This window comes from Planctomycetia bacterium (assembly GCA_016795155.1).
In the GTDB taxonomy this organism is placed as follows: Bacteria; Planctomycetota; Planctomycetia; order Gemmatales; family HRBIN36; genus JAEUIE01.
Window position 1 is genome coordinate 71,190 of sequence record JAEUIE010000068.1, and the last position, 22,421, is coordinate 93,610.

The 22,421-nt window shown below is 48.8% G+C and carries 19 protein-coding genes; 12 read left to right on the forward strand and 7 right to left on the reverse strand.

Going from position 1 to position 22,421, the window contains the following annotated elements:
- The first annotated feature begins 24 nt into the window (after window positions 1-24).
- The 8 genes from JNJ77_22180 to JNJ77_22215 all read left to right on the forward strand — a co-directional run bounded on the left by JNJ77_22180 (window position 25) and on the right by JNJ77_22215 (window position 10,469).
- The gene (locus JNJ77_22180; GenBank protein ID MBL8825313.1) at window positions 25-1,725 is read left to right on the forward strand and encodes a molybdopterin-dependent oxidoreductase; all 1,701 of its coding nucleotides are present in this window, start codon (window positions 25-27) and stop codon (window positions 1,723-1,725) included.
- A gap of 47 nt (window positions 1,726-1,772) precedes the next feature.
- On the forward strand, window positions 1,773-2,936 hold the full coding sequence (gene nuoH, locus JNJ77_22185) for an NADH-quinone oxidoreductase subunit NuoH (protein ID MBL8825314.1): 1,164 nt from the start codon (window positions 1,773-1,775) through the stop codon (window positions 2,934-2,936).
- A gap of 49 nt (window positions 2,937-2,985) precedes the next feature.
- On the forward strand, window positions 2,986-3,588 hold the full coding sequence (locus tag JNJ77_22190; protein ID MBL8825315.1) for an NADH-quinone oxidoreductase subunit I: 603 nt from the start codon (window positions 2,986-2,988) through the stop codon (window positions 3,586-3,588).
- Window positions 3,589-3,686: 98 nt separating this feature from the next.
- Complete coding sequence (locus JNJ77_22195; GenBank protein MBL8825316.1) at window positions 3,687-4,772, forward strand: NADH-quinone oxidoreductase subunit J; 1,086 nt, start codon at window positions 3,687-3,689, stop codon at window positions 4,770-4,772.
- Window positions 4,769-5,230 carry an NADH-quinone oxidoreductase subunit NuoK gene (nuoK, locus tag JNJ77_22200; GenBank protein ID MBL8825317.1) on the forward strand — a complete coding sequence of 154 codons (462 nt, stop codon included), beginning with the start codon at window positions 4,769-4,771 and terminating at the stop codon, window positions 5,228-5,230. The genes JNJ77_22195 and nuoK overlap by 4 nt, the downstream gene beginning before the upstream one ends.
- A 4-nt stretch (window positions 5,231-5,234) precedes the next feature.
- Window positions 5,235-7,217 carry an NADH-quinone oxidoreductase subunit L gene (nuoL, locus tag JNJ77_22205; protein ID MBL8825318.1) on the forward strand — a complete coding sequence of 661 codons (1,983 nt, stop codon included), beginning with the start codon at window positions 5,235-5,237 and terminating at the stop codon, window positions 7,215-7,217.
- Window positions 7,218-7,230: 13 nt separating this feature from the next.
- Entirely contained in the window at window positions 7,231-8,949 is a 1,719-nt protein-coding gene (locus JNJ77_22210) for an NADH-quinone oxidoreductase subunit M (protein ID MBL8825319.1), read from the forward strand.
- Window positions 8,949-10,469, forward strand: a complete 1,521-nt coding sequence (locus tag JNJ77_22215) for an NADH-quinone oxidoreductase subunit N (protein MBL8825320.1) — start codon at window positions 8,949-8,951, stop codon at window positions 10,467-10,469. The genes JNJ77_22210 and JNJ77_22215 overlap by 1 nt, the downstream gene beginning before the upstream one ends.
- Before the next feature lie 49 nt (window positions 10,470-10,518).
- Here JNJ77_22215 and JNJ77_22220 read toward each other — a convergent pair whose 3' ends face one another.
- On the reverse strand, window positions 10,519-10,749 hold the full coding sequence (locus JNJ77_22220) for a hypothetical protein (protein ID MBL8825321.1): 231 nt from the start codon (window positions 10,747-10,749) through the stop codon (window positions 10,519-10,521).
- Window positions 10,750-10,964: 215 nt separating this feature from the next.
- Between JNJ77_22220 and JNJ77_22225 the strand changes: the two genes are divergently transcribed.
- Window positions 10,965-13,394 (forward strand): protein kinase, encoded by a 2,430-nt coding sequence (locus JNJ77_22225; GenBank protein MBL8825322.1) that lies wholly within the window; start codon window positions 10,965-10,967, stop codon window positions 13,392-13,394.
- 9 nt (window positions 13,395-13,403) lie between these two features.
- On the opposite strand, the gene JNJ77_22230 is transcribed toward JNJ77_22225, so the two are convergent.
- Window positions 13,404-14,795, reverse strand: a complete 1,392-nt coding sequence (locus JNJ77_22230) for a redoxin domain-containing protein (GenBank protein ID MBL8825323.1) — start codon at window positions 14,793-14,795, stop codon at window positions 13,404-13,406.
- 179 nt (window positions 14,796-14,974) lie between these two features.
- On the opposite strand from JNJ77_22230, the gene JNJ77_22235 reads away from it, so the two are divergent.
- The gene (locus tag JNJ77_22235; protein ID MBL8825324.1) at window positions 14,975-15,967 is read left to right on the forward strand and encodes an SDR family NAD(P)-dependent oxidoreductase; all 993 of its coding nucleotides are present in this window, start codon (window positions 14,975-14,977) and stop codon (window positions 15,965-15,967) included.
- 42 nt (window positions 15,968-16,009) lie between these two features.
- On the forward strand, window positions 16,010-16,765 hold the full coding sequence (locus JNJ77_22240) for an NTP transferase domain-containing protein (GenBank protein ID MBL8825325.1): 756 nt from the start codon (window positions 16,010-16,012) through the stop codon (window positions 16,763-16,765).
- Here the strand turns inward: JNJ77_22240 and JNJ77_22245 are convergent, their stop codons facing one another.
- The 3 genes from JNJ77_22245 to JNJ77_22255 all read right to left on the reverse strand — a co-directional run bounded on the left by JNJ77_22245 (window position 16,766) and on the right by JNJ77_22255 (window position 19,155).
- Entirely contained in the window at window positions 16,766-17,068 is a 303-nt protein-coding gene (locus JNJ77_22245; GenBank protein MBL8825326.1) for a hypothetical protein, read from the reverse strand.
- A 30-nt stretch (window positions 17,069-17,098) separates the two neighbouring features.
- Entirely contained in the window at window positions 17,099-18,619 is a 1,521-nt protein-coding gene (gene glgA / locus JNJ77_22250; protein MBL8825327.1) for a glycogen synthase GlgA, read from the reverse strand.
- Window positions 18,620-18,786: 167 nt separating this feature from the next.
- On the reverse strand, window positions 18,787-19,155 hold the full coding sequence (locus tag JNJ77_22255; GenBank protein MBL8825328.1) for a TraR/DksA C4-type zinc finger protein: 369 nt from the start codon (window positions 19,153-19,155) through the stop codon (window positions 18,787-18,789).
- A 176-nt stretch (window positions 19,156-19,331) separates the two neighbouring features.
- Here JNJ77_22255 and JNJ77_22260 point away from each other — a divergent pair, with 176 nt between their 5' ends.
- Window positions 19,332-20,183: an alpha/beta hydrolase gene (locus tag JNJ77_22260; GenBank protein ID MBL8825329.1), complete on the forward strand. Its 852-nt coding sequence runs from the start codon at window positions 19,332-19,334 to the stop codon at window positions 20,181-20,183.
- Window position 20,184: 1 nt separating this feature from the next.
- Here the strand turns inward: JNJ77_22260 and JNJ77_22265 are convergent, their stop codons facing one another.
- Complete coding sequence (locus JNJ77_22265) at window positions 20,185-21,912, reverse strand: tryptophan 7-halogenase (protein MBL8825330.1); 1,728 nt, start codon at window positions 21,910-21,912, stop codon at window positions 20,185-20,187.
- A gap of 127 nt (window positions 21,913-22,039) precedes the next feature.
- Window positions 22,040-22,421 (reverse strand): hypothetical protein (locus JNJ77_22270; GenBank protein MBL8825331.1); only part of this gene is annotated, 382 nt, incomplete at its 5' end.

Below are 22,421 nucleotides of genomic sequence, written 5' to 3' on the forward strand. Positions count from 1 at the left end.
ATACACGACCCTATGGGATAGATCATGGCAACGGTTTGGGTAAACGGACAGGAAATCAAACTGCAGGATGGCGAGAAGCTCAATGCCATCGAAGCGGCTCAACGTATTGGCGTTGAGATTCCTCACTATTGCTGGCATCCCGATCTGACGGTTGTTGCCAGTTGCCGCATGTGCCTTGTCGAAGTAGGTGAACGAAAGCCCGATGGCACCGTTTCCATGCAGCCTCGCGTCGTGCCGGGTTGTCAGACACCAGTGAAGGATGGTAGCGTTGTTGTCACCGACAGCAAAAAGGCCAAGGATGCCCAGGCTGGTACACTCGAATATCTATTGCTGAATCACCCACTCGATTGTCCCGTCTGTGATCAGGCTGGTGAGTGCGATCTGCAGGATTACAGCTACAAGTATGGCAGAGGATACAGTCGCTTCAAGGATGACAAACTTCAGAAGGCGGATAAAGATCACATCGGAGAAAACATCACGCTCTATACAGATCGCTGTGTGATGTGTACCCGCTGCGTGCGGTTTACTCGCGAGATCAGTGGCACCAGTGAGTTGCAGGTCATTAACCGTGGTGCAGCTGCCGAGATTGACATTTTTCCCGATCAACCTTGCAATAACAAGCTTGCAGGGAATGTAGTGGATCTCTGTCCGGTTGGTGCCTTGTGCAGCAAGGATTTTCTGTACAAGCAGCGTGTATGGTTTCTGCAGGAATCCAACAGTGTTTGCCCTGGATGCTCCACGGGATGCAGTATCAACGTATCACAGAACAAGAATATCGTTTATCGACTCACTCCACGGACCAACCCCGATGCTCAGGGATCGTTCATGTGCGATGAAGGCAGGTTTGGTTTCAAGTACATCAATGCTGCGCAGCGTCTGTCAGCTCCATTGACCAAAGCAGGTGACCGTCATGTGCATGTTACGTGGGATGCCTTGATGCCCCGGCTGCGACGTGAATTGAAGGAAACTGTTTCCCGCTTGGGCAACCAATTTGCCGTGGTGCTTTCGCCGTTTATGACTGTCGAAGAAGCATACTTGGCAGCAGTTTATTTCCAGGGGCTTTCTGCTGAAGTGAAATTTGTGCTTGGCCCGGTTCCAATACACGGTTCGGACGACAAGTATCCCAAGGGTCCGCATGGTGAAGCGCCTGCTGCTGATAAAGTGAAGTTCACCATCAGGGCTGAAAAGTGTCCCAACCTTCGCGGTGTGGTTCCAGTAATCGATCATTTCCAGGATGATCTCATCGAATGGAACGACTTCATTGATGCAGTTAATGGCGGGCAGTTCAAGGCAGCATATGCCGTTGGCGGATACCCCTCCGCATGGGTAACTTCTGAAGAAGTCTCAGCACTATCTAAACTCGAATTTCTGGCCGTTCAGGATGTTCTTCCTTCCGCACTGACGGCAATCGCCAAATATGTGTTGCCTGGTGGGTCGTTTGCAGAAAAGGAAGGAACTTTCGTCAATCACAACCTGCTGGCGCAGGAAATCAAACGCGCCATCAATGGTCCCGGTGAGGCCCGTGCCGATGGCAGGATTTTTCTTGAGCTGTTGGAGCGGCGTGGGCTGTTCCACGCACCAACGATTCGGGCAGAACTGGCTAAATCCATCCCTTACTTTGAAGCACTTGGCCGGGGCGATCTGGGAGCCTTTGGGGTGTTTCTGAGTAAAGGCAAAACGACAAACAGGATGGCATCTTCAGGATCAGCAGTGGCTGGTTCCTGAAACGTGCATAGCAACTGAATTGAAATTCTTGAACTGAGCGAAAGACTATGTGGGAATTGCTGACACACCCCTGGACCATTCGAGGCATCGTTGCCTTGCTCGTGCTGTTGATTGTTCCAGGCATCTGTGCTTATCTGATCTTCCTGGAACGCAAAATTGCAGCATGGACACAGGATCGCATTGGCCCGAATCGCGTTGGCCCCTGGGGCTTGCTGCAATCCATCGCTGATGGTTTGAAGTTTCTGCTGAAAGAACAGATTGTCCCCAGTTATGTGAACAAAGTACTCTACTTTGTTGCCCCCGGAATTGGCGTGGGGTGTGCATTGCTGGGTCTGGCAGTAGTTCCATTTGGTGCGACTTCACTTAACACAGCAGATCCGCAGCAGTGGATCATTGCACCGCGGGTGGACATCGGTATACTCTACGTGCTGGCTATTGGTTCCTTAACGGTGTATGCCATTATCCTGGGTGGATGGGCTTCCAACAACAAATACAGTTTCATCGGCTCGCTTCGCTCCAGTGCTCAGGTGATCAGCTACGAAATACCGCTCGGCATGTCGATTCTGGGTATCGTGCTGCTCGTTGGTTCGCTCAACCTCGAAAAGATCATTGATTATCAGTTGCACCATGGCTGGTTCTTTCTCTATCAACCGTTAGCTTTCCTGATCTTCTTCACCAGCTCATTGGCTGAGAATAATCGAATGCCGTTTGACTTGCCTGAAACGGAACAGGAGTTGGTGGGTGGTTTTCATACCGAATACTCCGCTATGAAGTTTGCCATGTTCTTCCTGGGTGAATATTCGCACATGATTACGATCAGCCTGTTGTGTTCAGTGCTGTTCCTGGGTGGCTGGCATTTCCCCGGAATTACAAGCGTATTGGGTCCAGGTGAATTTGAGACATGGGGTGGAGCCATCATCAAGTTCCTGGTGCTCTTCACCAAGATGGTTCTTTTCATCGTGATTATCATGCTGATCCGATGGACTATTCCACGATTCAGATACGATCAGTTGATGGGGCTTGCCTGGAAAGTGCTGATTCCACTTTCGCTGGGAAATCTCTTCTTCGCCATGGTGGTGCGCCATTTCAACTGGTCTGCCTGGCTTCTGTTGCCTGTCAACATACTGCTGTTCCTGATCCCCGGAGCCATCTCCATCTGGCGTCAGAACAGGCAGGAATTGGAACTACAACATGGAGTTTCAGTTGCCTGATCAATGTAAGTAAACATAACTGATCGAAACACTATGCCGGAAGACTCGAATGGCGATTAATGCAAAAGATGTGAAGTGGGTGGAACAGCCCAAGTTGACCTTGATGGAAAAGCTCTATGTGCCGGCAATTATCTCCGGCATGGGCACCACGGTCAAACACATGTTTAAAACCATGGGTGGTGGTGGGGTTACGGTACAGTTTCCCGAAGAACGACCTGTCATGCCGCCGCACTTCAAGGGACTCCATCGACTGAATCGTGATGAGCAGGGGCGTGTAAAGTGTGTAGCTTGTTATCTCTGCAGTACTGCATGTCCTGCACATTGTATTGATATAGTGGCGGCGCCTTCGCCCTGGCCGGACCGCGAGAAATACCCCGAAACATTCGTCATTGATGAACTTCGCTGCATCTACTGCGGGATGTGTGAAGAAGCATGTCCCGTAGATGCCATTGAACTGACAACCTTATTTGATCTGACAGGAAACAGCCGCAGTGAAATGATGTTCGACAAGGAGAAACTGCTTTCGGTATACGATCATACGACGAATCAGGGCAGCGACCCGGTTCGTACTCAACGTGGAAAACTGGGCCCTTGCTCGGAATTAAATGAAGGGATCAAGTATTCCAACCCGAACCGGGCTAATGCCCAGTGATGGAGAAGCAACCCTGCTTATCTTGCCGCATCGACTGTGCACGATAAAACCAAGATGTCAGCTAAACAGTTGACTGCCACAAGCCTACAGGATTGGTAATGAATAAGTTTTTCTCATGGCTGGTGACATACTGGTATCTGGTGCTGCCAATTCTACTGGGCCTGGTATCTCTGGTGGCATTGCTTCCATCCGCCAGCAGGAAGAAAGTACCTCTTCAAGCAGGACTGGCTGCAGGAGTTCTTTCTCTTCTGCTTGCAGGTCTGCTGATTCTGAATCGAACCGGCAATTTTCCGCTCGATTTGTTCTTTTATTTCTTTTCCGGTGTTGCTGTAGCTGCAGCCGGGGCCATGATCGTTCAACGTAATCCAGTTTATTCTGCGTTGTATTTTGCCATTGTAATTCTGGGAGTTTGCGGACTGTTTCTCGTCATGTCAGCATCATTCCTGGCTGCTGTCACCATCATCGTTTATGCTGGCGCCATTATCGTAACATTCCTGTTCGTTATCATGCTCGCTCAGCAGACTGGACTGGCTGATTACGATCGTCGGTCTCGTGAGCGCATCTTCAGTTGCCTGGCAGGATTCGTTTTGCTGACCGCTATTCTGTTTGTTATTGAGAAGAATTTTTCTGTTGAAACTGATCCAAAAGTTGTGGTTGCGGCACTGAAAGAAGCTCAGGATGTAACCGCAGCAGACCGCTATGTTCGAAGCAGTCAGGAAATCATGGATTTGCTCAAGGTTAATGGCAAATCAGTTGAAAGTCAGATGAACTCACTGTTCAGTCAATTATCAGCTTGGCCACAGGTTAATGAGAATAAAGCAGCAGCAGCCCAGGCATGGAAGGACACTAATACTTTGCTGCAGGATAATCAGGTATCGAAGACACATTCGTCGCTTTCCAAGCTTTATGCAATTGCCTTAAGCATGGAGGAAGCACTCCAGCGACACCAGGGCGTACTCTCCAGCTCAAAAGCTGGTGCAACGAACCAGGCCTTTTTATCTCAAAACCGCATGGATAAGAACAACGATCATGTGAATGAACTTGGACGATCTTTGTTCGGTGATTACCTTTACGCTGTTGAACTGGCTGGAACGCTGTTGCTTGTCGCCACCATAGCAGCCATCGTTATTGCACAGGAATCTGGCAGGCCATCACTCAGTCCTCGAAAGAAGGTGGCAGCATGAGTGTGATTCTCCACAACTATCTGATAATCGGAGCCATTCTCTTTGGACTGGGAGCTATTGGTTTTCTCACTCGTCGTAATCTGATCGTCATGTTTCTTTGTGTGGAAATGATGTTATCAGGCGTTGCGTTGAATATGGTCGGATTCGGCAACCTGCATCGAAATATGCAGGGGCAGTCGTTTGTCATATTCATGCTGTCAGTTGCAGCATGTGAAGCAGCCATGGCGTTAGCAGTATTCCTCACACTTTATCGTTCACGCCGAACACTCGATGTCAGTGTCTGGCAGGAACTGCGTGATCCAGGACTTGAGCCTGTTGAGGATACCACCGTATTGCCTGCTGATCCTGCCAGCGAACCGATCGAATATCCGAAACTGACACCTGCTGGACTTCGTCCGGGGGAATCAGCTTCCAGCGAACCACGTACTGGTTTGACAGAGGAGGTCACCCGTGCCTAGTGGTTTGGAAGGCAATCTCTGGTTGATTCCCGGCCTGCCACTATTGGCAGCTATCATCATTACCCTGCTGGGAAAGAAATATCTGAAAGGCCAAAGCCATTGGCCTACTATCATCGCATTTGCGTTGAGTTTCTTCCTGTCCTGCACGGTTCTGAGTGAAATCAGAAATACTCCTGTGCCGCCAGCATCTGCTTCTGAAGTAGCAAGAATCACAACGCTTTACGAGTGGATCAATATTGGACAGCTCAATGTGGGCATTACGCTCAGGGCTGATCCATTGACTGCCATGATGCTGGTCATGGTTACATTCATCAGCATGCTGGTGGCAATCTTTTCCCGCGGATACATGCATGGCGATCCGGGCTATCCACGATTTTTTGCAGCAGTAGCATTGTTCGTTTTCTGCATGACCATGCTGGTGTTGTCCAACAATTTCCTTTTGACTTTTGTGTTCTGGGAAGGTGTGGGGCTTTGCAGCTACCTTCTGATTGGTTACTGGTTCAAGAAGAGCAGTGCATCCGCTGCAGCCCGCAAGGCTTTTTTGGTCAATCGAATCGGCGATTTCGGATTGATCCTCGGCATCATCGTCATCTGGTCAACGACAGGTTCTCTCGACTACGATGTGGTTTTCAGCAAAACCAACCTGATGAGTTCGACAGTCGTGTATTGGGTTTGCCTGTTCCTGGTAATGGGAGCCATTGGCAAGTCGGCACAGTTCCCACTGCATGTCTGGCTACCTGATGCCATGGAAGGTCCCACGCCTGTTTCTGCGTTGATCCATGCTGCAACCATGGTGACGGCGGGAGTGTATCTCGTTGCCCGTTGTACACCTTTATTCGTGCTTGAACCCATGGTTCAGTTTTATGTCAGCATGATTGGTATCACGACAGCGGTGATTGCAGCCATCGCAGCACTCACTCAGAATGATCTGAAACGTGTCATGGCATATTCCACGGTGAGTCAGTTGGGTTATATGTTCATGGCACTTGGTGCAGGTGCCGGGCAGGAAGCTCTGGTAACCTATGCAGTCATTGCTGCCATGTTCCATCTCTTTACCCATGCATTTTTCAAGGCGCTGCTTTTCCTGGGATCTGGTTCAGTGATGCATGCCATGGGACATGTCATTGATATGCGCCGGTTCAGTGGCTTGCGACATGTATTGCCCATAACACATTTGACATTTCTGATCGGGGCAGCAGCACTGGCTGGATTGCCACCCTTTTCAGGGTTCTACAGCAAAGATGAAATTCTGCTTGTATTGGCAGTAGCTAGCAAGCGGGGTGATTTCGCCTTTGCCTTCCAGATCATTTACTACCTTGCCATATTCACTGCGTTCCTGACTGCGTTTTATACCTTCCGTGCCTACTTCATGACTTTCTGGGGTGAAAAGAAACTGCCCCCCGAAGCAGAAGGACATGCACACGAAGGCGATTGGTCCATGACGCTACCGCTGATCATTCTTGCAATAGGTGCCGTAGCTGTCGGGTTCTATACTGGGCCATTCACGCATCAGTTCAGCTATCTGCTGGAGCGAACCCCGAATTTCAAACCCCTGCAGGATGTCCCGGCCATTTATGATCAGGTAACTGGCGTTCATCATGCTTCGGTGACGGTTATGTACACCAGTATTGCCGTCGCCTGTGCAGGAGTGCTGCTGGCTGCATTCATGTATCTGATTAAGCCTGGCCTCTCTCGCACGGTTGCCCGCAGCTTCGGTTCGCTGTATCAGTTGTCACTGAACAAGCTCTATTTCGATGAGATTTATCAGTTCATGCTGGTCAAACCTGCTGAAGCAATTGCTCAAGTGCTCAAATGGATTGATGCCAACATTGTCGATGGGCTGGTGGATTTCACTGGTCGATTGGCTCAGCAGATTGGCAAAGTATTGCAACCTGTCCAAAACGGACTGGTGCAGTATTACGCATTGGCAACATTGCTGGGACTGGCAGCATTTGCTGTGGTACTGGCATCAAGACTATATCAGTAACGGGACGTAATTGATGGGACAGTTCTTGCTGTTGTTAATGGTCTTTCTGCCGCTGGCAACAGCACTCCTGGTGCTTTGTCTTGGCTCACGTAATGCCCAGTTGGTCAAAAGACTCAGCCTGGCTGCAACAATCGTTACGTTTATTCTCTCAGTCATCATTTGCCTGAATTACAAACCAAGCAGCACGACTGACAAAGAAGTGGTAGCAGGTCGCGGATTAGCAACCACGGCGGAGCCATTCAAACCCGATCCGCAATACACGGTCAATGTCCCCTGGCTGACTTTCTTTGAAGGCAGTAAGGATCTTCCCAAGGTGGAGATTCGTTTTCACCTGGGAATTGACGGAATCAGTCTCTGGTTGCTGGCGCTGACAGCTTTATTGATGGTGTCTTCCGTTCTCATTTCATGGGAATCGATCACAGATCGTGTTGCAGGATTCTATGCGCTATTGTTGATACTCGAAACGGGCATGCTCGGCGTGTTCTGTTCATTCGATATCATTCTGTTTTATGTCTTCTTCGAATTCACTCTGTTGCCTCTTTTTTTCCTGATCGGCATCTGGGGCGGCCCACAGAAGCGATACGCAGCCAGGAAGTTCTTCATATACACCCTTGCGGGAAGTTTACTCGGCTTGGTGGCACTGGTGGGACTGGTGCTCTCAAGAGGTAGCTTGGATAACAATCACATTACGTTTGACATCCTGACACTGGTGAGAAACACCATCAACAACGGTTCGATAGATTATGGTGTTCAATTCTGGATATTCCTCGGGTTGTTTGCCGGGTTTGCCATCAAAGTTCCTTTGTTCCCCTTTCATACATGGTTGCCTTTGGCACACGTGGAAGCACCAACAGCAGGCTCGGTATTGCTGGCAGGTGTACTCTTGAAACTCGGAACGTATGGCTTCCTCAGGCTTTGTTTGCCTCTACTTCCCGAGGCGACTGTTCAAATTGGAATTCCACTGGTCTGTTCGCTCTCGATTATTGGCATCATTTATGGTGCGTTGTGCGCACTGGCTCAGGATGACATTAAAAAACTGGTGGCCTACTCTTCAGTAAGCCACCTGGGATTCTGCATGTTGGGTTTATTTGCACTGAATGCAGAAGGTATCACAGGTTCTGTACTTCAAATGATAAACCACGGTTTGTCTACCGGCATGCTCTTCCTTATTGTTGGCATGGTATATGATCGGTTCCACAGTCGTTCACTGAAGGAAATGGGTGGCCTGGCCTCCAAGCTGAAACTCATTGGTTTCTTCATGGTCTTTGCCTGTATGTCCAGTGCGGGTTTACCTGGCCTCAATGGTTTTGTCGGCGAGTTCTTATGTCTGGCAGGCATCTGGAAGATTAATCCAACCTATACCATCTTGGCAGCAGTTGGAGTTCTCCTGGGAGCCTGGTATCTGTTAACCATGCTGCAAAAGGCATTTTTTGGTCCATTCAAACTGCCCGGACAACCAGCTGAACCAGAAGACGATCATCACTCTCATGATCATGCTCATCATTCACACCATGACCATGGTGGGCATCATGAAGTCAAAGACATGAATGCACGGGAAGCAGCCATTCTGCTTCCTCTGGCCTTCTTCTGCTTATGGATCGGCTTGTATCCCAAGACATTTATCGATGTCATGAAGCCAGAGGCTACTGCATTAGGTAAACGATTTGCAGACCCTGTTAAAACAATGTCAGACACTTCAATCTTTGCACCGATGCCAGGAGGAAAGCGCTAGTGGATACGAATTACCTGGCTTCACTTTCTGGTGCAATCAGTCTGGTGACTCCTGAAGCCATCTTGATATTGGCTGCATGCGTAATGTATGCAGTTACAGCCTTCTGGAAGAGCGAAGAGACCTGGGGCAAACTCAGCTTTTTGCTTTTGTTATTATCCCTATTTATGCTTACACCGCAGCCTGCAGATTACGCAGGCAGCGGTTTGTTTCGTGCCGATGCGATGAGTTACTATTGTCGCTGCCTGGGTTTGCTGGCAGGTTTGGGTTTAGTGCTATTATCATGGGGACGAGTAACTCAAGAGCATTCAGGTGAGTACTATGCAACTCTACTGATCGCAATTGCAGGTACCAATCTGGTAGCAGCTTCCAATGATTTGATTACTCTGTTTCTTTCACTTGAACTCATCAGTATACCAACTTATTTATTGCTCTACATGCTTCGGGGGACTGCCCTTTCCCGAGAAGCTACCACCAAGTATTTCCTCTTGAGCATTTTCTCATCTGCACTTTTGCTGTATGGACTGAGTTTCTTCTATGGTGCAACAGGAACCACCAACTTCGAAGGCATGAGACAGACATTGTTGAATACTCCAGTATCGCAATATCCTGACATTTTAACACTCGGCCTGATTTTCGTGGTGGCTGGTTTTGGGTTTCGTTTAACCGCAGCGCCATTTCATTTTTATGCTCCCGATGTTTACGAGGGTGCTCCAACGCTGCCAGTAACACTCCTGTCAATCATTCCTAAAATTGCGGGTTTAGTTGGTATCTACCAACTGGTTCATGCAACGCTGCTCGTCAATTTCAATCTGGCTGAATCTCCCATTGCGATACAGGCCAGAGATCTTTTCTGGATCATGGCCCTGGTTTCCATGGTTTTGGGGAATGTACTTGGTCTGCTGCAAAACAACATCAGACGACTGATGGCCTATTCAGGTGTGGCTCATGCAGGTTATATGTTGTTTGCATTGGGTGCTGCAGCAGCAGTTCCTGGCAATGTTGCATCTGGAGGGATGTCGGGCTTAAATGCAGTATTCTTTTACCTGGCTGTTTATCTGATTATGACTCTGGGTGTATTTGCAGTTCTGCGATACCTGGATAACAGCGTTCATCCTGTCAACTCCATAGACGATCTGGCAGGCTTGGGCCAAACGAATCCTTATCTCGCATTTTTCCTTGCGGTGTTCCTGTTCAGTCTGACGGGTCTGCCGCCCACCGTAGGATTCTGGGGTAAACTTTATATCTTCTTGGCTGGCTGGGAGACCGGGGTGCATCACTTCCGAGTTCTGGCTATTGTAATGGCAGTTACTGCAGCAATGGGTGCCTGGTACTATCTTCGCATCATTGGTGTGATCTATCTTAGACAGAGTGTTAAGCCGTTGTATCCACAAGTACAGCCGGTGGCATTTCTCGTTATTGTAGTTTGCGGCATTCTGACACTCTGGACGTTCGTTGATCCTAACGGATTGATGAGAGCGTCTTTCAATTCCACCAGCGATATAACGAAAATGGGGAAATAAAAAAACACTTCGATGTTGCATCGAAGTGTTTGATGAGTTTCGCACGAAATTAGTAGGCGTAGATATACCAGAAGTCATCTTGGTACTGAAGAAAATAATTATTACCAGGTGGGAGGGGCGGTAGCACTGGTGGATCAAAATCACCATCGCCAAACGTGCCGTCGTATTCCCAATGAACGAATCCGGAGGCACCTACAAACACATACCAATCTGCTTTCGCAGTTTCAACAGTAAAGAGCAGTGCAAATACTGCTACCAACGCCAAGGCTAATCGCTTCATCACCAATTCCTCCTGCTTTTTTGGACGTTAAGCTCGAATCAAGTCAAAAAGTTGCACTTTTGACCGTCGCTCAAAGCTCAGAATGTAAAAATGGCTAATTTGAGGAGGATAAGCAACATTGATTGAGGCATAATCTGAATTAGTTCTCTTCATGTACTGGAAAAATAAGATAAAATGGCACTATCGCTATAATCGCTACAACTGTAACTCGAAACATGTACCTTTCAGAGTCTGATCCTACCCATACGTGCAGTGTTGCTATTGTTACCAATCCAATAGTAGACGACGACAATACGGAGTTAATTGACAATCCTATCACTGATTCCCTTGAATTCGTTGCGGAAACCGAATCCTCGGAATTGTTGAAATCGGAAGCTCAACAATTCATCGATCATTATCAATTGATCCGATGCTTGGGACGGGGCATGGCTGGCAGCGTATGGTCGGCTCGTGACCTAGAAAACCCGGGGCGAGACGTTGCACTGAAAATCATGCATGCGGACATGCATGATGAGTACATGCTTGCCAGATACACTTGTGAAGTACGAGCACTGGCTCGCATGAATAATCCATACATTGCCCGAATCTGGAGCAATGGCAAAACAGCAGAGGGAAAACTCTACATCGCCATGGAACTGATTCCAGGCACACAACTGAGTACGTTCTGCAATACATGGAGTCCCACGGTTCGTGAACGAGTTGAATTGATTGTCAAGCTGTGTCGTGGATTGCAGCATGCACATCATCAAGGCATTCTTCATCGCGACCTCAAGCCTGCCAACATTCTCGTAACTCATCAGGATGGAATTCCCTGTCCCAAGATAATTGACTTCGGCTTGGCAAAATCATTTTTGAAACCTTTGCTGCCTGGCTCTGCGGATACAACCCAGATGGGGTGTTTGCTGGGCACCATTGGTTACATGAGTCCCGAGCAGGCAAGCACCGGCATTCGGGATATTGATACCCGTAGTGATGTGTATTCCATTTGCGCCATTCTTTATGAGTTGTTGAGTGGTACGTTGCCTGTACCGCGTGAAGAAATCAATCGTGCATCACTCGCGCAGGCATTGGACATGGTCCAGAACCGGGAGCCGGACGCTGTCAGTCATCGTTTGAAATCCAATCCGCAGGCAGCAACGCATGCAGCACGCTGTCAACAAACCCCCTTGCGGCTTGAAGCCACTTTGCGTGGTGATCTTGATGCCATTCTGGAAAAAGGATTATCAAAGGATCGAAACAAACGATATCAATCAGCAAGCGAGTTGGCTGATGATTTGGAACGATACCTGGCTGGTGAGATTGTCCAGGCGCGTCCACGGACGTACTGGTATCTCACGCAAAAACTCCTCAGCAAACATTGGAAGCTGGCACTGCTTATCAGCACCATTTCAGTGATGTTCCTAATTAGTTGGGTAGCGATTGCCGTGGGATTTTACTGGGCTGTGGAAGCCCGCAATGAAGCTCAGCAGGCAGAAGCTTCCCTGAAATTGTCTCAGGAACAGGAGTTGAAACACAAACTGGATGCCGAAAAATCAAGCATGTTCCTGAGTGATGTACTTAGCTATCCCAGACCATTGAAACTGGGTCAGGAAGTCAAATTGATTGATGCACTGGATGAAGCTAAAGCCAGGATTAGCAAAACCTTTATCAATCAGCCTCGTGCGGAAGCCCTCGTCCGACTGGCTCTGGCTAGTTCTTATCTGCAACTGGGGCAACCTGCGCAAGCTCAACAATTGCTTGAATCCTCTCTTTTCCGGCAGGCGTTGACCTTTGAAAATGATGCAGAATGGAGACTTCAGGCTGAAACCCTCTATGTTCGATCATTAATGGACCAGGATCTGATTCAACAGGCAACTGAGCGTTGTCACTTGGTGTTGCAGCATGCTCAACGTAATGGTTTGACGAGCAAAAACCCTGCCGTACGTTCTTTTTACCAGATCAGTGCCAGATTATTGTGTCAGCAGGAGAGCTATGCTGAAGGTATTCAATTGTTGCGAAATGCACTTCAGGAATTGGAACGAGAATCTACGAGAACTGCTTCAGAAGTCTGGGGATTGCGAAGCGTCATGGTTTCCTGCTTTACTGAATGGGCAAAAAAAGATCGTAGTGTCATTCCGCAATTCCAAACACTGGTTAATCAGTATTTGAATCAAGTCACTCAGTTTCCTGAAACTCATCCAATCAAACTCCAGCTTAAGTGCGCGTTTGCCAATATGAAACATTTCCAGGGACGAACTGACGAAGCGTTGGAGATACTCATTGAACTACTTGAGCAGGCTGAAGAGATCTACGGCCCATTACACCTGCATACCCTGAGTGTGCAATCCAATATGAGTCAACTGTTACTGGATTCACAGCAATACCGTAGAGCTTCTGCTGTTTTGACCAGCATGTTGTCAGCTCAAACCTCGCTCATGGGAAAAAGCCATGAATTAACTCAGAAAACCTTGTCAGAACTGGTAAGAATCAGCGAAATACAAAAGCGCTTCTGGCACGCATGGTACTTTGAAACAGAACTCTATCAAGGCCGGTTAGTGTCCTACGGCAATTCTCACATTAAATGCAAAAATTCATTGGAAAAAGCGAACCAACTCCTTCTGCAAGCTGGCTGTAACTGGCTGTTCAATCTCAGTTTTTTACCTTAAGGGTTAACGCTATTTTAGTTTAGCCAGTTCTTTCCTGATTATTTTGTCCAGCGAATGCCGTGTTTCATTTCCCCAGCCTGTGAAGCAGGAGATAAATGCTCCATCTGCGTCCAGCAGAATGAAATGTGGTGTTGCAGATACTCCAAAGGTATTCATGATAGATTTCCCAAGTACGACTTGAATGGTATTATCCTGTTGACTCAACTCAGGAAGCATGGATTTCGAAACATCAGCACTGCTGATGAACAGGCATTGGAATCTTGATTTGTACTTCTCATTCATCCAAAGTGGAATTTCAAAGGACAAGGATTTCGTCAGTTCAGAACCTGGTTGAAAAAAAACAAGTAGACAAGGTTTACCTTGAAATTGTTGCAATCGGACAGTGTTACCTTGTGAGTTAAGGAGTTGAAAATGAGGCACCAGGCTGCCTGTTGTAAATGGTTGTTCTGCTATTTCGTGGTTCACTTGCTGTATAGTCAAACGATTATCAAGTCCGGCAGCAATGGTGGAACGCATAGTAATCAATGCGTCGCGAAAAGGGGTATTTCCTGGTGATGACTGAAGTTGCTGCACCTGTTTTTCGAGCAATTGCCAGGCAGTCCGCGTGTCCTTGTCATGCTTGTGCATCGCCAGTTGTTGTATCGTTTCCTGCAGCGATTTGATCTTGTAAATGTCAGCAAGTCGTTCCTCAAACCTGGGGCCCTGCAACAGTTCACTGCTGACGAGGGTATAACTCGTTTTGATTTCACTGGTTATGTCCTGATGTGCTGGTGCTCGCCTGATGATCAGTCGCTCTACCGTATTGGGCAGTGTCGCAGGCCTGCTAAAAGTCAGAGAATCAGATCTTTTCCAGGCGGTAGTATCCGCACGAGGCCGTTGCCAGTCTATGGATTCCTGAACAGCGTTGACTTGATCTGCCTCGTTGTTTTGCAGGCTTTTGCTCCAGTTGAAACGACGGGGCAAACGACCAGATTCAGGCGATTCCCAATCAGTAATGAAAAGGCTTTTGGGGGGCACAAGTGGCACGAGGAACCCGTTTTCCCATGTCGCCGGGCCATCTACCCGAATAGACTTTCCGGTAGGTGCGTTGCAGGAAGTGATGTGGCCCAGATGATCAATGATTGCGTGTGTGAGGTGTATCGAAAGTGCGTCTTCGGGGCGCAAAATACCGGTTTCAAATAGTCTGGTACAGCATATGATCTCAGCCGAGTTTCCCAGAATCCGAGTAACAAGGATTCTCAACTCCAGCTTGTATTCCTTGTTTCCCTGAGAACTGGTTGACTTGCTTGTCTCCGTAACAGTGCCTTGGTACAAGAATTCCTGCCCAGCTTTCCATCGGGGAGCCAGTGGATGTACAGTCAAATCACTGAGTTGAAAGATGATAGCCAATAGAAACGACATGCGTGCCTCCCTGCACGTGGGAGTTTAAAGTATAACCATGATCATTGACAGAGCAACGTGGATTCCGTTCGATTGGAAAAGACCCAGGAGTTGGAATTCAGCCGATCTTGTGAGTTTTTGACTGAAATGGTATTAACACGCTGGGAAATCAATGCTCTATTGAATGAGTTATACTCGGAATGAACTGGCGTGGAAGAAAAGTTCTGGTGACCGGCGCCGCTGGCTTTATCGGTTCGCACCTGGCTGAAGAACTGGTGCGACAAGGTGCATCCGTCAAAGCGATGATACACTACGATTCTCGGCCACAGCGAAGCAATCTGGAATTGGCTGATCAGAATCTAGTTCAGCAAATGGAGATCATTGCAGGGGATGTAGCTGATCCACATTTCATGTTTCGGGCTGTCCAGGGATGCGATGCCGTTTTTCACCTTGCAGCTCTTATTGGAATTCCTTTTTCGTATGTTGCTCCTTCTGCTTATGTTCAGACGAACATCACTGGAACCCTGAATGTCTTGGAGGCATGCCGTCTGCATCAAACACCTCGTCTGGTGCATACTTCAACCAGCGAATGTTATGGCACTGCGCGCTATGCTCCTATTGATGAACAACATCCGCTCCAGGGGCAATCGCCTTACTCTGCCAGCAAGATCGGTGCCGATAAGCTGGTGGAAAGTTTCTTCCTCAGTTTCAAACTTCCAGTCACCACGCTACGTCCTTTTAACACGTATGGTCCCAGACAGTCTGCTCGTGCAGTGATACCTACCATACTGGCACAATTGCTCAGTGGAGTTTCGGAATTGAAATTGGGCGATGCTTCACCTGTTCGTGATATGAACTTCGTGGAAGATACGGTGGCTGCATTCCTGGCTGTAGCTGTATCTGACAAGTGTCTGGGCGAGGTGGTTAATGCGGGTACAGGGCGAGGCGAAACTATTGCAACGATTGCTGAGTTGGCAATGAAGATAACAGGCAGGCAAGTTCCCATTCGAGTTGAGGCACAAAGGCAGCGGCCCGAAGGCAGTGAAGTATGGAAACTGATTGCTGCCAACGCCAAAGCAAAAGAACTGGCTGCATGGTCTCCCAGGGTTTCGCTGGAACTAGGATTGGAAAAGACGGCTCATTTCATCATGAACCATCTTCATTTGTATCGGCCCGGTGAATATGCCGTTTAGCCCAACATGTGAAAAAGACAAGTTTGAGGCAAGGATGCTTCCATGACACAACGATTACACCCACTCACTACGCCGGTCGTCATCCAGGCAGGAGGCAAGGGCACGCGGCTTTATCCTTACACCAAAGTCTTGCCCAAGCCATTGATGCCTGTAGGTGGAATGCCCATCCTGGAAATCATGCTCAGGCAACTCGCCAGTCAGGATTTTCGTGACATTACCATCAGTGTTGGTTACCTGGGCGACATGATTCGCATGCATTGTGGTGATGGCTCCAAATGGGGGTTATCGATCCGGTATGTGACCGAAGATCAGCCTCTGGGAACCATGGGACCACTTAAGTTGGTAGACGGCCTTCATCGGCCATTTCTGGTGATGAATGGTGACTTGTTAACTGATTTTGATTTCAAGGAATTGCTTTATCAGCATGAGGAATTCGGTGGGCCATTGACTATTGGAACTTACTTGAAACCGGTAAATATTTCACTGGGTGTTCTGGAGACTAATGCCAATCAGCGTGTGATAGGATTTCGTGAGAAACCCACGCTGCACTTCCCATGCAGTATGGGTGTTTATGCCATGAATCCAGAAATGTTGAGACTGATACCTGCAGGTCAATTGTTCGGTTTTGATGATCTGATGTACAAACTGCTGGAACTGAAATGGAGCATTTATTCCTATATCTTCCGAGGAACCTGGATGGACATCGGCAGGCCAGAAGATTTTCATGCTGCCTGTGAACTGGTTGAGAAACAGCCTGAGTTGTTTATTCCAAGTGAAGGGCGAAGGCTGGCAGCGTAGTTACATTTGCCCTTTCTTCTTTGCTCGCTCAAATGCCTTCTTTGCCTGCTGATGTGGAGCCTTTGTTAACTTGGTGCCACGATAACTGTAATAGTGCACTTCAATTCCTTCTTCTCTATCATCGTCGATAACATACGGATGTACCTGCCACCAGGAATAGGGCATTACGCTGCGTTTCCTGATGTACTTTTCTGCCTTTTTGAGTGATGATGCAACATGAAACTGCAAACAATCCATCGTGCCTTCAAACATAAACTCATAATGCATGATTACCCAAACGGTGGTGTGTTGACGCCTTTGCATGTGGCAACCCGTTAATTACCGCAACTATCATTAATGGGATAACACGCGTCGATAAACATCTTCATATCCCGCAGCGCCTCTCTCCCAGGACCAGTCTGCAGCCATGCCATTTTTCTGCAATTGCAGCCAAGTGGTGGGTGATTGTCTGTAACAGTCGACCGCCCGGTTCAGTGCCCAGAGCAATCCGCCAGCATCGTAACTGCTGAAGCCAAATCCGTTGGCAGTGCCAACTTCCCAAGTATAGTCATTGCAGTCAATGACGCTATCCACCAGGCCACCGGTTTCCCTTACTACGGGAATGGTGCCATACTTCAAACTATATAGCTGGTTCAAGCCTGAAGGCTCAAATCGACTGGGCATCAGGAAAATGTCGGCTCCAGCCATGATCTGGTGTGACAGCGACTCATTGAACTCCAGTGCTGCCGCCACCTGATGAGGATATTGTCGGGCCAGATTACGAAAGAAGTGATGATACTCAGCATCACCAGTGCCAAGAATAACAAACTGAATGCCCATGCGCATCATGTGATGAGCTGCATCGCGCACCAGCGTTATCCCCTTCTGTTCGGCAAGTCTGGTCACCATTGCCACCAAGGGAACATCTGGGCGGCGAGGCAATACTGCCTTCGCCTGCAAGTCTGCCTTGCAGGCTGCTTTACCAGCTTGGATATCATCTGGGCCGTAATGACGGGCAATGTACTTGTCCGTTGCCGGGTTCCAGATGCCATAGTCAATGCCATTGTTGATGCCAAACAGCTTGTAGCGATGTGTTCGTAATACTGCATCGAGTCCTTCGCCATGTTCATGCCAGGTGATTTCTTCGGCATAACGCCTGCTGACTGTGGTCACGGCATCAGCAGCTACGATGCCAGCCTTCATGAAATTCAGGCCATCATGAAACTCCAGCAGATCATGACGGAACAGATCCCAACCGAGTCGGGCTGTCCACATCGTGTCTTTGCTGAAGCGGCCCTGATATGCCAGATTGTGAATAGTGTAAACACTGCGGGCCTGTGCTAACTGTGGCACGTTGGCGTAATGTATATCGAGATAAACGGGTAGTAACCCTGTCTGCCAATCGTTGGCATTAATGATGTCAGGTTTCATGCCCAGAGCAGGCAAGGCTTCCAGAATTGCACGAGTAAAGAAGACGAACCGGGCGTCGTTGTCTGAATAATCCTGCATGTACCCTTCGGTTGCCTTGAACTGGTACAGTGTATGGCCGAAGAGTTTGTCATCTCTGCTGAAGAAGTCGTCGTGTTGTACCAGATACACCGGCACATCACAGCCGGGCAGGGTACTGCGACAGATGCGGCCACCGACACGTGCTCCATTGATATCGGTTTCTATTTTGACATTGAGAGGAGTAATGGGACAGCCTGCTTTCCAGGCACAGTTGTACAGCGGTGTGAAAACACTGACGTTATGTCCACGAGCTGCCAAGGCTTTGGGAAGTGACATCAGCACTTCACCCAGGCCACCGGTTTTGGAGAATGGAGCTACCTCAGCCGAGGCAAAGACAATATTGAGCTTGTTTGAATCGGCAGGCATGGACGCATCTTTCCCGTAAACTGCACTGCCAGCATAAACGGCAATGCACTATCGGGCAACAGTCTCTCGCTGCTTCAGACGGGCCTGCGAACAATCAATCGGTTATTGCATGGAATAAGTGTTACGATTGGAATGATCCAAGCAGTTATTCAGATGAACTGGTCGGATTACCCGTGAAGGGATTGTGCACATTGTATGCAGCGTCGGGCATATGGCAGGGCAGCTAATCGCTCCATGCCGATCTGGGTCTTGCATTCACTGCATATGCCGTATGTACCCTGCTTGATGCGCTCCAGTGCTGCTTCCGTTTCGCTCAAGGTAAATTCCTGATTGCCAAGAAGGTGTTGTGCAACGTATTCTTCCACACCTTGATTAGTGATTTCCTGGAAGTCACCCATGTCGCTACCCTGACCGTAATCCCCATCGTGTTTCTGCAATTCAGAAGTTTCTCTTTCCAACTGGGTGACATTCTTCCCCAGTCTTCTTGCAAGTTCTGTGAGTATTTGTTTTTGGCGCATCAAATCAGTCGATTTCATTTTTAACCTCATCAAGTCATGGAAGCGTTGTTTGTGGACAATAAGGTTGTTATTCTATGAGAACTTCTCTGTATCGAATAACTCTTCCAGGCTCTGCGATACTTCATAGCATAGCGCCATTAACTCCAGCCAAGGAATTCGTCATGTATTTCCTGTTAACAGTGATAATGCTAGCCATGACTCCACCACCAGATGTAGATAGCCAGGCTGACCATGGGTATGCCAAGTCGGGTGAAGTGAAAATCCATTATGCTGCGTTGGGTGATAAGTCCAAACCATTGATCATTTTCATTCACGGATTCCCTGACTACTGGTACTCCTGGCGGGAGCAGATGAAGGCACTTTCCAGTGACTACTACTGTGTTGCCATCGATCAGCGGGGGTACAATCTGTCTGATAAACCCAGTGGCGTTGATCAGTACGACATGCGATTGCTCATTGGCGATGTCGTTGCGGTGATCAAGCATCTGGGTCGCGAGAAAGCAATCATTGTCGGACACGATTGGGGTGGTGCAGTTGCTTGGTCCATTGCCACCATGGCACCGCAATTCGTGGATAAGCTTATCGTTCTGAACCTTCCACACTTGCGAGGTGTTTCACGGGAACTGGCGAATAATCCCCAACAGCAGAAAAACAGTCAGTATGCCCGCAACTTTCAGAAGGAAGGCGCTCACAAGGTGCTTACCGCAGAGATGTTGGCCATGTGGGTGAAAGATCCAGAAGCGAGGAAGAAGTATATCGAAGCCTTCAAGCGATCCGATTTCGAAGCGATGCTGAATTACTACAAGAAGAACTATCCGCGTGAACCTTACCAGGAAGACAAATCTCCTGTCATCAAGGTGAAGACGCCCGTGCTGTTGATTCATGGTTTGGACGACACAGCCTTACTCCCCTCCATGCTCAACAACACCTGGGAATGGCTGGAAAAGGATTTGACACTGGTAACCATCCCCAAGGCAGGGCACTTTGTCCAGCAGGATGCCGCAGACATGGTCAACCGTTCCATCAAGAGCTGGCTCACTCGATAATTCACTGCCTTGTACCATCTTTCCAGTCCCGTTCGTGGCCTTGAATCATGGCACCTTCACGTGGGCTGGAGATGGACAACTTCGAGAAACGCTCATCGAACCCGGCAGTAATCCACCCTTCGCTGACCAGCACTTCCAGATTCTGCAACGCCTGCTGAATAGCAATTTCATGGTAATGTGCAGGCATTTTGCCTTGCAGTACCTGACGCATGATTTTCAGTATGCTTTCGATGTCGCATGCTCGCTCCACAGCGAATATCAGTAGTTGGGTCATGCCGGTGATGGCAAGACGTTTGCCGTCGCGTTCATAACAGGGTACTGCGATAATATTGCCGTTGCGATAGTCGGGTAAGGTTGTTTTCGTAGCACCGGTCACTTGTAGTTTGAACACATTGCGATCATTGGCATGCCAGGTCAGGTCTTCATCGAAAAAGCGTTGCGTCACCTGATTAACGCCAGTTAGATCGAGTCCTCCAATTCCCGCCTGCCCCAGCACATCATTGGTGAATCCACCCTGCGCCAGCCAGGCCCATGCCTGTTTTGCCTTCAAAGGCAATCCCGATTCGCGGGCAATTTCCTGGCAATGTGCCTGCAGATCGGTGAACTGCCCATTGGCTGCATACCAGAATTCAGCTAAACGCATGTGTTGCCGGACACGCTTCTGCTGGTTCTGTTGATAGTGCGACAGCATCCAGTCCCGATCATGGCTATTTGCATCCAGTGCTATCAGCGTATAAGCCAGCTCACGAGCTCCTACATGAGTCAGCGTCAATCCAGCGGAAAGAATTGGATCAGCAAACCCGGCACACTCACCCACCAGGTACCAGTTTTTGCCATACACCCGTTCAGAAACAAATGACCAATCGTTGGTGGTGCGAAGTTTGTTTTCCCGACTGGCCCCCTCGAGAAGTCCGGTAATGCGATCTGATGCTGCCAATGCTTCGGTGTAAAGCAGTTCCGGTGCCTTGCCGCTTTGTTTGTAGAAACTCGCTGGACACACCAGTCCCAGGCTGGTTTTGGTTGGTGTGATGGGAATAAACCAAAGCCAGCCAAAACCCACGCTGATGACCTGCACACGGGTTCCGCCACTGCCAATCGTCTCGGCCCATGCCGTATTGGTCCAATAATCCCAGATAGCAATATTCTTGAGCGGGGTAGGGCAGTCTATTTCAACTCCCATCGCACGGCGCAGAATACCTACATGCCCTGATGCATCCACATACGAACGAGCAGTGATGGTTTCACCATTGCTCAACTTCAATCCCTGTACAACATCGTCTTGGTGAAGCACTTCACGAACAGCAATGCCTTCCAGTACCTGGCAGCCTCGCTTTTGAACATGTCTCAATAGCATGTCATCGTATTTCGCTCGATCAACTTGAAAGGCAGTGTCTCGGCGAACGCCTTCAAACTTTCCTGGCCTGGGTTGTCCTTCAAATGATTCAGGAGGTACCAGGTTGAAATCCCATAGCTCTGCCTGCTGCCCCCAACGGAAAGTTGCACCGATTTTGACAGGAAAACCAGCTCGCTCTACTTCATCCCAGATGCCCATTTCCTGGAGTACTGCTCCAATTTGAGGTAACTGGCTTTCACCCACATGTTCCCGTGGAAACTGTTCCCGCTCGATGATCAGCACTTTCAATCCGGGCTGATACTGCAGCAGAAATGATGCTGTGGTGGAACCCGCTGGCCCGCCACCAATGATCGCAACATCGTAGCTCGAAGTCATGGATCAATCCTCTACACCGTGCCAGTGTAGCAGACCCATGAATCAGTTCACAACGGGTTCGGCATCCTTTCGCAGGCATATTTGACGATACCCTACCAATACGCCCATCACTAACGAGCTTTTTGCGTCAAGCGACGTAAGTCCTTAATTGTCCGTGACGTTTGAGTGCTGTCAGGACGAGTTTGGCTTGCACAAATCGATGGACCCGTCGATGACTGCGCACCCAGGCGGGTAGGCAGGTTAGTCCGCCTCCCCAATTGGTCAGGTTCCCGAAGGAGCGTTCGATATCATCGCGTCGTCGCATCAGTGCCTGTCCAAACGCTCCGAAAGGTGCTTCCAACAACTCCTTTGAGCGCAATCGAGCTGGCGCCTGCTGGCGATGCCCCAACCCTTTGCCTCTCCCGAAAGGGCGTGGCGACACCAGCTGTAGATTGCCGCGCTGATCACAGATGGCATGCAGCTTGTTGGAATCATAATGACCGTCAGCCGCCACATAACCTTGCACCGGT

Coding starts and splice junctions, on each gene's coding strand:
- JNJ77_22180 (MBL8825313.1), top strand. CDS start 25: ATGGCAACGGTTTGGGTAAACGGACAGGAAATCAAACTGCAGGATGGC.
- nuoH (MBL8825314.1), top strand. CDS start 1,773: ATGTGGGAATTGCTGACACACCCCTGGACCATTCGAGGCATCGTTGCC.
- JNJ77_22190 (MBL8825315.1), top strand. CDS start 2,986: ATGGCGATTAATGCAAAAGATGTGAAGTGGGTGGAACAGCCCAAGTTG.
- JNJ77_22195 (MBL8825316.1), top strand. CDS start 3,687: ATGAATAAGTTTTTCTCATGGCTGGTGACATACTGGTATCTGGTGCTG.
- nuoK (MBL8825317.1), top strand. CDS start 4,769: ATGAGTGTGATTCTCCACAACTATCTGATAATCGGAGCCATTCTCTTT.
- JNJ77_22210 (MBL8825319.1), top strand. CDS start 7,231: ATGGGACAGTTCTTGCTGTTGTTAATGGTCTTTCTGCCGCTGGCAACA.
- JNJ77_22220 (MBL8825321.1), bottom strand. CDS start 10,749: ATGAAGCGATTAGCCTTGGCGTTGGTAGCAGTATTTGCACTGCTCTTT.
- JNJ77_22225 (MBL8825322.1), top strand. CDS start 10,965: ATGTACCTTTCAGAGTCTGATCCTACCCATACGTGCAGTGTTGCTATT.
- JNJ77_22230 (MBL8825323.1), bottom strand. CDS start 14,795: ATGTCGTTTCTATTGGCTATCATCTTTCAACTCAGTGATTTGACTGTA.
- JNJ77_22235 (MBL8825324.1), top strand. CDS start 14,975: ATGAACTGGCGTGGAAGAAAAGTTCTGGTGACCGGCGCCGCTGGCTTT.
- JNJ77_22240 (MBL8825325.1), top strand. CDS start 16,010: ATGACACAACGATTACACCCACTCACTACGCCGGTCGTCATCCAGGCA.
- JNJ77_22245 (MBL8825326.1), bottom strand. CDS start 17,068: ATGCAAAGGCGTCAACACACCACCGTTTGGGTAATCATGCATTATGAG.
- glgA (MBL8825327.1), bottom strand. CDS start 18,619: ATGCCTGCCGATTCAAACAAGCTCAATATTGTCTTTGCCTCGGCTGAG.
- JNJ77_22255 (MBL8825328.1), bottom strand. CDS start 19,155: ATGAAATCGACTGATTTGATGCGCCAAAAACAAATACTCACAGAACTT.
- JNJ77_22260 (MBL8825329.1), top strand. CDS start 19,332: ATGACTCCACCACCAGATGTAGATAGCCAGGCTGACCATGGGTATGCC.
- JNJ77_22265 (MBL8825330.1), bottom strand. CDS start 21,912: ATGACTTCGAGCTACGATGTTGCGATCATTGGTGGCGGGCCAGCGGGT.